This is a genomic window from Pedobacter sp. (genome assembly GCF_045628745.1).
Taxonomy (GTDB): Bacteria; Bacteroidota; Bacteroidia; order Sphingobacteriales; family Sphingobacteriaceae; genus Pedobacter.
In genome coordinates, this window is the sequence record NZ_JAZQPU010000361.1 from 1 (window position 1) to 11,663 (window position 11,663).

The 11,663-nt window shown below is 38.9% G+C and carries 9 protein-coding genes; 6 read left to right on the forward strand and 3 right to left on the reverse strand.

Annotated features, from left to right (window positions below):
• Positions 1 to 213 (forward strand): hypothetical protein (locus tag ACR2F7_RS13150; RefSeq protein WP_432714013.1); only part of this gene is annotated, 213 nt, incomplete at its 5' end.
• Positions 158 to 1,831: a glycoside hydrolase family 43 protein gene (locus tag ACR2F7_RS13155; RefSeq protein ID WP_432714014.1), complete on the forward strand. Its 1,674-nt coding sequence runs from the start codon at positions 158 to 160 to the stop codon at positions 1,829 to 1,831. The genes ACR2F7_RS13150 and ACR2F7_RS13155, both read left to right, overlap by 56 nt.
• A 123-nt stretch (positions 1,832 to 1,954) precedes the next feature.
• Here the strand turns inward: ACR2F7_RS13155 and ACR2F7_RS13160 are convergent, their stop codons facing one another.
• From ACR2F7_RS13160 to ACR2F7_RS13170, 3 genes are all read right to left on the reverse strand, one after another.
• A complete protein-coding gene (locus tag ACR2F7_RS13160) occupies positions 1,955 to 2,200 on the reverse strand; it encodes a hypothetical protein (protein WP_432714015.1) in 246 nt (81 codons plus the stop codon).
• A gap of 63 nt (positions 2,201 to 2,263) precedes the next feature.
• Positions 2,264 to 3,025 (reverse strand): LytR/AlgR family response regulator transcription factor, encoded by a 762-nt coding sequence (locus ACR2F7_RS13165; RefSeq protein WP_432714016.1) that lies wholly within the window; start codon positions 3,023 to 3,025, stop codon positions 2,264 to 2,266.
• Positions 3,026 to 3,119: 94 nt separating this feature from the next.
• The gene (locus ACR2F7_RS13170; RefSeq protein WP_432714017.1) at positions 3,120 to 4,223 is read right to left on the reverse strand and encodes a sensor histidine kinase; all 1,104 of its coding nucleotides are present in this window, start codon (positions 4,221 to 4,223) and stop codon (positions 3,120 to 3,122) included.
• A 402-nt stretch (positions 4,224 to 4,625) separates the two neighbouring features.
• Here ACR2F7_RS13170 and ACR2F7_RS13175 point away from each other — a divergent pair, with 402 nt between their 5' ends.
• The 4 genes from ACR2F7_RS13175 to ACR2F7_RS13190 all read left to right on the forward strand — a co-directional run.
• Positions 4,626 to 5,975, forward strand: coding sequence for a TolC family protein (locus ACR2F7_RS13175; protein ID WP_432714018.1), 1,350 nt, complete (start codon positions 4,626 to 4,628; stop codon positions 5,973 to 5,975).
• Positions 5,976 to 5,984: 9 nt separating this feature from the next.
• Positions 5,985 to 7,100 (forward strand): efflux RND transporter periplasmic adaptor subunit, encoded by a 1,116-nt coding sequence (locus ACR2F7_RS13180; protein ID WP_432714019.1) that lies wholly within the window; start codon positions 5,985 to 5,987, stop codon positions 7,098 to 7,100.
• Positions 7,101 to 7,122: 22 nt separating this feature from the next.
• A complete protein-coding gene (locus ACR2F7_RS13185; RefSeq protein WP_432714020.1) occupies positions 7,123 to 10,329 on the forward strand; it encodes an efflux RND transporter permease subunit in 3,207 nt (1,068 codons plus the stop codon).
• 405 nt (positions 10,330 to 10,734) lie between these two features.
• The coding region (locus ACR2F7_RS13190) for a TonB-dependent receptor plug domain-containing protein (RefSeq protein ID WP_432714021.1) at positions 10,735 to 11,663 on the forward strand (929 nt) is incomplete at its 3' end.

Sequence of the window (11,663 nt, forward strand, 5' to 3'; positions counted from 1 at the left end):
TATATTGGAATGTCGATGGTTGGCCGGATTGCAAATGATGAAGCAGAAACCTTAATTTATGTCTCACTTATTGATGGGAGGATAGAAATGTTTATCTTGCTGGAACAACCAAATCAGAAACCAGCTAATATTATTTATGCACATCCCCTTATTAAAAATGCACGGAAAACATCTTTTCAGTATCCTGTGCTGTCTTGTTGTAAGTCAAACTGAGTCCTTTTCTCAGAATTCTACCATTCAAAATACCATCTCTAAAGTTTGGGTATCCGATTTAGGGAATGGAAAATATAAAAACCCTATTTTAAACGCAGATTACTCAGACCCAGACGCCATACGAGTAGGGGATGATTTCTATATGATTGCCTCCAGTTTTAACCATGCCCCGGGCCTTCCCTTGCTGCATTCTAAAGACCTGGTCAACTGGACTATCCTTAATCATGTTTTGCCCAGGCAAAAACCCTACGATGTATTTAACAAAGTACAGCACGGCAATGGAGTGTGGGCCCCTGCCATCAGGTTTCACGACAAAGAATTTTACATCTATTATCCCGACCCTGATTTTGGGATTTATATGACTAAAACCAAAGATCCAAAAGGTGAATGGAGTGATCCTGTATTGGTTTTCGAAGGAAAAGGATTGATTGACCCTTGTCCTTTTTGGGATGAGGACGGTAAAAACTACCTCGCTTTTGCCTATGCGGGCAGCAGAGCCGGTGTTAAAAGTGTAGTGGCTTTGGCTAAACTAAATTCTACTGGCGATAAGGTGTTGGATAGGGGAGTGATCGTTTACGATGGTCATGAATTAGACCCTACTATAGAAGGACCTAAAGTGTACAAGAGAAATGGATATTATTATTTATTTTCTCCAGCAGGAGGTGTGTCTACCGGCTGGCAGTTAGTGCTGCGGTCTAAAAATATCTATGGCCCTTATGAGCGGAAAGTGGTGATGGATCAAGGCAAAACGACTGTCAATGGTCCTCATCAGGGAGCCTGGATAGATACCCAAACTGGAGAAGACTGGTTTGTTCACTTCCAGGATAAGGATGCTTATGGAAGAGTAGTGCACCTGCAACCCATGAAATGGGTAAACGATTGGCCTGTGATAGGCGTAGACAAAAATGGTAAGGGTGTTGGTGAACCTGTGATGGAATATAAAAAACCCAACGTAGGAAAGACATATCCTATCCAGACGCCAGCAGAATCAGATGAATTCAATTCCCCAATATTAGGTAAGCAATGGCAATGGCAGGCCAATCCAGATGGCACATGGCTCATGCCTGGTCAGCAGGGTGCATTAAGGTTATATACCATGAAAGTACCTGAATCAGGAAAGAAACTTCTCGATGTGTCAAAAAACAACTTGTTAGATGTACCTAATATCCTCACTCAGAAATTTCCTGCAGAAAATTTTATGGCTACTGCAAAAATCAAATTGACAGGAAATGAAAAGATTGAACAGGAGATGGCAGGGTTTGCTGTTGTTGGGGAAGACTATAGCCACATCTATATCAAAAATGGCAAACAAGGACAGACCTTAAATTTTGGCGTATGTAAAAAGGGCTTAACTACAGGAAAAGAATCCGTTTCTGTACTGACCTCCATCAAAACAAATCAATATGTTTACCTCAGGGTAAAAGTAACTGAAGGTGGTAAATGTAATTGGTTTTATAGCTTGGACGATCGAAAATATACCGCTGCAGGTGAAACCTTCATAGCCAAACCTGGAAAATGGATAGGTGCTACTTTAGGCTTATATGCCATCCGAGATACGCAAATAAACGATTCTGGATATGCCGATGTAGATTGGTTTAGAGTAGAAGCTGTGAAATAACAGTTTTTTAACCTACAACGATAAAAGAATAGGCCGTTCATTGAAAAAATGAACGGCCTATTCATGGAATTAACTTTCTGAAAGGTAACCTAAACCTAATAATTACCATAGCCTAAAATAGGCTTATTTCTTTCTATTCTGAAGATAAACCTCTAAAATGCTCTTCAGATAAAGCTCTGGTTTGGGCATATTAATCACTGTACCAGGTTCCTTATCCTGCGACTGCTTGATATAGTTCGCTTTGATCTTTCCCCAATCTTTTGAGTAAAGTTGTATAAATGTTTCTACAAACTCTTTATCTGTATATTCTTTTGGCAGTTTACTTAATACCGCTTCAATTTTTTCTTCTTTTCTATGTAATACTGCCATGGTAATGTGTTCGTTTTATGTTGCAAAGCTACGAAAATACTGCTACCAAAATGATAACTGTCCTTATCTGTCTAGCCATTGCTTAAATAAGGTGGCCTTTTCCCGGCTAATGAAAATTTCTGTTTCTATCTTTTGCCCGTTTAACATCACTTTAAGCTTCCCATTAAAGTAATTATGGATGCTGCTAATGCTGTTGATGCTGATTAAATACTGGCGGTTGGCCCTGAAAAATACCTCTGGATCCAACTGCTCTTCAAGTTCATCCATGGTAAACAGGATGGCCTGGATTTCCCCGTTTTCTAAAACTGCATGAGATACTTTAAACTCCGAATAGATATAGAGTATCTCATTGGCCTTTATGGTTTTATAACCATCATGGATAGGAATTAAAAACCTCGTGCGGTAAATGGCTCCCGGTTTTTTAATAATGTCTACCAGGTTATGGATTATTTCGCCCGTTTGTTTTTGTGCCGTTAGTTGCTTGTGTTTATTCAAGGCACCAGCTAATTCCAGCTTATCAATAGGCTTCAGCAAATAGTCTACGCTATTTACCTTAAAAGCACGAATAGCATATTCATCATAAGCCGTGGTAAAAATGACCGGGGCTGTAATGGTACAAGCGGAGAATATTTCAAAACATAAGCCATCAGCAAGGCGCACATCCATCAAAATCAGTTCCGGCTCCTGATGTTCAGCAAACCATTCTATGCTTTCTGCAACGCTTTCTAAAATGCTAACTACCTTAATTTCTTCGTTGATTTCGTGGAGTAGATTTTGTAGCCTGTTGGCATTACGTTGCTCGTCTTCTATAATCAGGATGTTCATCGCAGGAGTGGGATTTCATAGATTTTACAAAGGATAGCCTTACAAAGGCTAATTTAGTTTTACAAAAGGCAAAAGGTAAGGAAAACAAGACAAATTAAATACTTAACAATGGTAGTTTAACGATGAATTTGCTTTCTGTTTCTAAAATTTCAAATGTCTGATCTGATAAAAGGTTATACCTGCTTTCAATATTCTTTAAGCCTGTACCTGTAGAAGGGATGTTGTAATTAAGTCTTTGCAGCGAGTTGGAAATTACCAGGAGATCTTCACCATCCATGGTAATGGAAATTAACAAAGGCTTAGCCCTGCAGGCCATGTTATGTTTGATGGCATTTTCCAGCAACAACTGTAAAGTAATAGGAGGGATTCCTTTTTTCAAAATCTCATCATTAATGTTTATTTCCATCCTAACATTGTCGCCTAGCCGTATTTTAATCAGATAAAAATAAGCCTGTGCAAATTTAATCTCTTCTTCCACAGAAATAATGTTCTTATTGAGGTTGATAATCATATACCTGTACACTCGAGATAAATTTTCAAGAAAGTGTTGGGCAAGAGACCGGTCTTCGGTAATCAGTGCCGAAAGGGTACTGAAGTTGTTAAACATGAAATGTGGATCAAGCTGAGCTTTTAAAGATTGCAGCTGTGCCTCCAGGGCAATACGTTTCAGCTCTGCCGTTTTCAAATTCAGCTCAGCAGTCTCCAGGATGGCATCTTTCCATTTCTCCAGGAAGAAATTTCCCGTGTAAATAAAACTAATCAGAATAGACAGCAACAGGCATACCACTAGTGACTGTCGCAGTACAATGGCATCTAAATTATTGAACTCCACATTGCCAATGAAAAGGTATTTAGAAACCTGCAGAAATATATATTGAAAAACGATGGTAGAGAAAATCTGAAGGCTCAGTTGCGTAATAAACCTGCCAAGGGGGTAAACTACCCAAGGGATATATTTGTCAAGTTTACGGGCAACAATTAAACTTATTTCGGTTAAACTAAAGCAAAAGAAGGCCACAAATGCCCACTCCCTGATGACGTTGGTAGTGCTGCGTGCAAAATAAGCAGACCAGTCCCGGTAAGGATCGACCAGAAAGGCTAAGATATAAAAACCCATAAACACCACTGGCATAATGATAAACCTGAAGTATTTATAAAAGTCTCTATTTTGTTGATTAAATTTGATGTGCTTTATCATCCTGTAGTGGTTGATACTAATATATAATGTTTTTGCAAAGATACCTCCTATGGTATGAACTGACAGCGATATCTTACTGAACGCTGATTATTTAAACTTAGAACGGTTATTCCTTAAGCTCAAACGAGCATCACCGGAGCATTACCGGGTAAATTAACTGACTTTTAGCTAGCTGTTAGTCAAGCTACATTTGGGTATTCAAATGCTCCACTTCAGTGATAAAATTACTTTGTTCAGTCAGAATGTGACAAAAAAAATTAAAGACTTTAATTACTTTTGCGACTATTAGAAGAAGGATAATACCTCATTAAGCAAAACCCTCAAATTTAGCCTTATAAAGGGGAACGATTTTGTTGTCGTTTTAGTTATCCTTTCCATTATCTGTAAAACAAAGTTATATAAATGAAAATCCACAAGTTATTCTTTGTGCTCCTCGGCTTTATTCCAATACTCTTGCCAGGTACCACCGACGCACAAACTACACAGGAAACAGAAATCCTGCAAAATGCTACTCTTCCTCAGGTTATTGAGTACGCTTTAAAAAATAAGCCAGAAGTTAAGCAAGCGCTGATCGATGAAGAAATCGGCGAGCGTGACATTAAATCTGCCCTTTCGGGTTGGTTACCTCAAGTTAACGCTGATGCAAATTTTAACCATAACCTGAAACAAACGGTTAATGCATTAACGACAAATGGCGAAACTTCTTATATTACTTTTGGTTCTAAAAATACCTCTTCAGTAATTTTACAAGCTGATCAGCAATTCTTAAATGCTGGTTTAATTCAGGCTTCAAAATCTGCTAAGTATTATAGAGAACAATATAAGCAAACAACAGAAAGCACTAAAATTACAACTATTGTTGATGTGAGTAAAGCTTTCTTTGACATCCTGACCAGTCAGGAGCAGTTACAGATCATCTCTGAAAACATTGCTCGTTTAGAAAAACAACTTAATGATGCAAAAGCACAATTTGAAAGCGGATTGGTAGATAAAACCGATTATCAACGTGCTCAAATTAGTTTAAGTAACTCGAGAGCGGATAAGAAAAGAACAGATGAGCTGCTTAAATACAAGTATGCTTATTTAAAAGGACTGATCGGTTATAGCCCAACTAAAGATTTCAGCTTGACTTTCAATGCGCAAACTATGGAGCAAGAGGTTTTAATGGATACTACACAAATGCTTAATTTCCAAAACCGTATTGAATACCGCCAGTTAGAAACACAAAAACAACTGCAAGGCATCAATACAAGTTATAACAAAGCGGCTTATCTGCCTAAACTTTCTGGTTTTATCAATTACAGCTGGAACTATTTGGATAATGACTTTGGTAACTTATATAATCAGTCTTTTCCAGGTTCTGTTGTTGGCGTAAAATTAAATGTTCCTATTTTTCAGGGCACTAAACGTATCCAGGAAATCAGAAAATCTCAATTACAGGAAAGAAGAATTGATCTTGATTTAGAAAACACCAGGAATTTAATCAATACGCAGTATGAACGTGCTTTGGCAACTTATAAATCTAACCTTAACGATTGGAAAACTGCTAATGCAAACGTTGAAATTTCTAAACAAGTATACAATACCATCAAACTTCAATATGATGAGGGTATCAAAACCTATTTAGACCTGATGACTTCAGAAACAGATTTGCGTACTGCACAACTCAACTATCTTAACTCCCTATATAGTTTGCTTTCTGCCAAACTAGATGTAAAACAAGCTTTAGGTACTATCACTTTAACAAATTAATAAACAGCAATGAACTCTAAATTTATAAAATCAGGTTTTTTCCTATTGGGTACAGTCGTTTTAGCCTCATGTGGAAACTCAAATCCAACTACCGCTCCAACAGCTCCACCACCAACACCAGTAACTACTTATGTAGCAGATGTTGAAGATGTAACTGTTGTGGATACTTATCCTGGCGTAGTCGTTCCATTAAATGAAGTAGAACTTCGTGCTGAAGTAGGTGGTTACATTACTGCTATTTATGTTAAAGATGGTCAGAAAGTAACAAAAGGTCAGAAATTATATGAAATTGACCGTACTAAATACGTTGCCGCTCATCGTTCTGCATTAGCAAATGTGGCTGTCGCTAAAGCTAACCAGGCTAAAGCTAAAAAAGATGCAGACCGTTATACAAAATTAAATCAACAAGAAGCCATTGCTAAGCAACGTGTTGACTATGCGTTAACTGACTTAGCTAATGCTGCTTCTCAAGTTGCTGCTGCTGAAGCTGCTTTAGCTTCTGTAGCTTCGGACTTAAAGCGTTCCCTTATTGTTTCTCCATTAAATGGAACAATTGGTATTTCGCAAGTTAAATTAGGTGCTTTTGTAACCCCGGGTTCTACCTTAATAAATACTGTGTCTACAACAGATCCTATTGCAGTAGATATTGCAGTAAACCAACGCGACATTGCTCGTTTTGTAGGCTTACAAAATAACGCTTCTGTACTTAAAGATTCAGTGTTCCGCTTAGAAATGCAAGACAAGAGCATTTACCAGATGTCTGGTAGACTTGTTACTATTGACCGTGCTGTAGATCCTACTGCTGGAACTATTAAAGTGCGTATCAGCTTCCCGAATGCTAAAAACGCTTTACTTGCCGGTATGAACTGTAATTTAAAAGTGCTGAACAGATCTGAAGGAAAACAAGTAGCTATACCTTACAAAGCTGTTGCTGAGTCATTAGGTTCTTATTCTGTTTTCGTTGTTGGCGATAGCAGTAAAGCAGAAGCACGTATCGTGAAAATCGGTAGTGTATTTGGTGATAAAGTGGTCATCAAAAGCGGTATCGAAAAAGGTGACGTAATTGTTGCTGAAGGTGGACAAAACGTAAGACCAGGTGCTGTTGTTGCGGCAACAAAAAATTAATTTTTAATCCAATAATAATCATATGATTTCAGAAGTATTTATTCGACGTCCGGTCACGGCCATCGTTATTTCCATATTGATTGTATTGATCGGTGTCATTGTGTTGAACACCTTGCCGATCAGTCAATATCCAAGCGTTGCCCCACCGACCGTTTCGGTGGCAGCGACTTATACAGGTGCCGATGCAGAAACAGTTGAGCAAACGGTAACCACACCTATCGAAAGTCAGATTAACGGTACACCGGGCATGAAATACATGACTTCTTCCAGTACTGCCGATGGTCGTTCTACCATTACGGTTACTTTCGAAGTAGGTACAGATATCGATATTGCTGCCCTTGATGTCCAAAACAGGGTCGGTATTGCTGAACCTGCGTTACCTGAAGCTGTTAGACGTTTAGGGGTAACGACTAAAAAAGCGAATACCGATATCTTGATGATTTTGGGTTTATATTCTCCAAATGGCACATACGACCAAAAATTCCTTTCGAATTATGTCAACCTATACGTTAAGGATGCCTTGTTAAGGGTTCCTGGTGTAGGTGATGTGACGGCCTTCGGCCAGCCTTTCTCTATGCGTATTTGGTTGGATGCAAGCAAAATGGCAAGTTTAGGTTTAACAGCTGCGGAAGTTAATGCAGCTATTGCGGAGCAAAATTCACGAATGCCGGGTGGTAAAGTTGGGGGTGCACCTCAAGTGGACAACCAGACTTTTGAATTCAACGTTATTTTAGATGGTGAATTAAGTTCTGAAGAAGAATTTAGAAACATCATTGTAAAAACATCTACTGATGGTTCTTCGGTATACCTTAGAGATATTGCAAGGGTTGAATTAGGAGAGTTTTCTTATGCAACAGTAGCAAAATTAAACGGTAAAGTTTCATCCATGATGGGAGTTTATCAAACACCAGGTGGTAACGCGGTGCAAACGGCCGAAGGTATTACGGTTGCTTTAGAGAATTTGAAAAAATCCTTCCCTAAAGATTTAGATTATACCATTGGCTATGAAACGGTTTCCATCGTGAATGTATCGATTAATAGTGTTGTACACACTTTAATTGAAGCATTAATTTTGGTAACCATTGTGGTGTTTATCTTCCTTCAGAGTTGGAGAGCAACGCTTATTCCGGTTATTGCTATTCCAGTATCTATTGTAGGTACCTTTATCTTCTTTACCCTATTTGGTTTCTCAGTAAACATTTTAACCATGCTTGCCTTCGTACTGGCCATTGGTATTGTAGTGGATGATGCCATTGTTGTGGTAGAAGCGGTACAGCATTATATGGACCATGAGGGATTAGATGCAACAGAAGCAACCAGAAAAGCGATGAAAGATATTACGGCACCGGTTATTGCCATTGCTTTAATTCTTGCTGCAGTATTTATTCCGGTTGGTTTTATTCCAGGTATGGTGGGGCAGTTGTACCAACAGTTTGCCATTACCATTGCGGTATCGGTATTAATTTCGGCTTTTATTGCCCTATCATTAACGCCAGCGCTATGTTCAATACTGTTAAAACCAATGAGCCTGAACAAGGAGTCGAAAGGCTTAAACAAGTTGTTTTACAAATTTAACGTTTGGTTTGCTAAAGTAACTTCAAAATACTCAGAAGGTGTGCGTTGGTCATTGAAAAAAGCACCATTGATGATGATCCTGCTGGTATGTATATATGTGGGTACCCTGGCGATGTTTAAAGCAAAACCTACAGGTTTTATTCCTAGTGAAGATGCAGGGGTGTTCCTGATGGGGGTAACTTTGCCTGAAGGTGCTTCTTCTGGTCGTACAAATGCTTTTGTAGAAAGAATTACACAAACCATCCGTAAAGAGAATCCAGATGTAAAAACTGTTGTGTCAATTTCTGGTATTAACATTTTAAACTCTTCCTTTAAATCAAATGCGGCGACGTTTTTCGTGCAGTTGAAACACTGGGATGACCGTAAGGTTGTGGTATCAGAAGTTATCGCCAAAGTGCAGCAAGCATTTGCTGGTGATAAAGAAGGTAATATATTAGTGGTACAACCACCACCAATTCCAGGTTTAGGTAACAGTGGTGGTTTTACCATGCAGATTCAGGAGCAACAAGCCGGTGACATTAAAAAGTTTGAAGGGGTGATTGGAAAGTTCCTGGGTGCCGCAAATCAGCGTCCGGAAATTGCCATGGCTTATACCTTGTTTAGTGCCAATACGCCGAATTATAAACTTACGATAGACCGGGAGCAGGCTAAAAAAATGGGTGTGTCTATTGGCGCTGTGTACAGCACAATTTCTACTTATTTTGGTTCCAGTTATGTGAATGATTTTACCAGATACGGCCGTAATTTCAGGGTAGTATCACAAGCAGATACCATGTACAGGAAGAATATTGAAAACCTGAACAACATCTATGTTAAAAATAACAGTGGTAGTACGGTGCCTTTAAGCAGCATGGTGAGCTACAGAAAAATAGAAAATGCATCCATCATCAATCACTATAACTTATTCCGTTCTATAGAAATTAGTGGTGCTGCAAAACCAGGTTACAGTAGTGGTCAGGCCTTAGAAGCTTTACAAGAAGTGGCTGCTCAGACTTTGCCTACTGGTTATAGCTTTGACTTCTCTGGTTTAAGTGCACAGGAACAAGAGGCTGGTAACAGTACAACCCTAATCTATACCTTAATTGTTATTTTCGTATTCTTGCTATTGGCTGCACTTTACGAAAGTTGGTCTGTACCATTCTCAATTTTACTAAGTGTGCCTTTAGGTTTATTTGGTGCCATCCTGGCCTTGATTTTCCTTCCGAAATTAGATTTAAATATCTACGCACAGATTGGTTTAATTACCTTAATTGGTTTATCAGCAAAGAATGCAATTTTAATTGTAGAGTTTGCCAAAGAACGTGTTGATTGGGGCATGCCATTACTTGCTGCTACAATTGAAGCCGTTAAGTTAAGGTTGAGACCAATTATCATGACTTCCCTTGCCTTTATTTTAGGTATTATTCCTTTGATCTTGTCGCAGGGTGCAGGTGCAACTTCCCGTCAAACCATTGGTTGGACGGTAGCCGCGGGTATGCTTTCAGCAACCATTTTAGCCTTATTTATTGTACCGGTATTGTTTGTACTGATCACTAAACTAGCTTATGGTAAAAAGAAACTGGCCGAGTTAGAAGCCAGTTACAATGCTGATGATCATAAAGATACTTTACATGCTGATGAGGATCCTGTTGAAGAACTGGAAACAACAAAGTAAAATTTAAGCCTATTTATTAACCCGCCTTTATGAAAATAAAGGCGGGTTTTTTTTTTGCCAAAAAATCGAATGTACACAGGATGCTACAGGTTGCAACTTTGTGCAACATAGCTTAAGTTTATGTTACCAGATGTATTCCTTACTCATTTGCGCAATCTATAGTGCAAATATTAAATAGTTAAATTATGGGTATTCATATCATAACTAATTCGCAAAGACAACAGTTTGGAGATCTTACTCCATTTATGGAGATACATATTAAATCAAAATGTAATCCATTTAATGGTCCCTAATTAAAAATAAGACCAGGCATCCTCATTTACAGCTTTTTATTAAACCAAATGTACACTTATGAAAAAATGTTATAGGTCTATCCCCTTTTATTTCATAAAAGGGTCAAAAGTGATGTTCAAGGTTCTCTTGAATATTTTAATAGGAACGCAGCTTTTAATGGCAAGTCATATAAAGGATGACTATGTGAAGCATGTAATGCAAACGGTGGTCATCACTGGGCATGTTACAGATGAAAAAGGCCCCTTGCCCGGGGTAAGTGTAAGGTTGAAGGGTAATAACAGTATTTCCACCACAACTAATGAAAAAGGTGATTTCGCTCTCAACTTACCTGATCAACTGAGCGCCGGTGGTTCACTTGTGTTTTCTTTTATTGGCTACCAAAGCCAGGAGGTCGCTATTCCTACTAACCGCGTGCTAACCGTAAAATTAACCGCAGATACTAAAGCCTTGGATGAAGTAGTTGTTGTAGGCTATGGAACGCAGCGTAGAAGTGATGTTACAGGTTCAGTAGCTTCTTTAAAACCTGAAGAATTTAATAAAGGGGTGGTCACCAATCCTCAACAACTCTTGCAGGGAAAAATCTCCGGTGTCAACGTTACTGCAGCCAGTGGTAAACCAGGAGGTGCTTCTACCATCAGAATCAGGGGCGGTACTTCCATAACCGCAGGTAACGATCCTCTTTATGTAATTGACGGGGTGCCCTTACAGTTATCTAACTCTACAAGGCAAAGTAATATCGGTACTACGGCCTTGAATGTATTTAACCAGGAACCTGTAAACCCTTTAAACTCCATTAACCCGGCAGACATTGCATCAATAGAGATTTTAAAGGATGCTTCTGCTACAGCTATTTATGGCTCAAGGGGTGCCAATGGTGTCGTTATTATCACCACCAAAAAAGGAACCGTCGGGTCTATTGTTACCAGTTATGATACTTATGCAGGTATCTCCTCTGTAGCAAAAACATTGGAGGTGCTCACTGGCGACGAATATCGCCAGTTTATGAAAGACCATAACATCGTCAATTTTACCGATAGGGG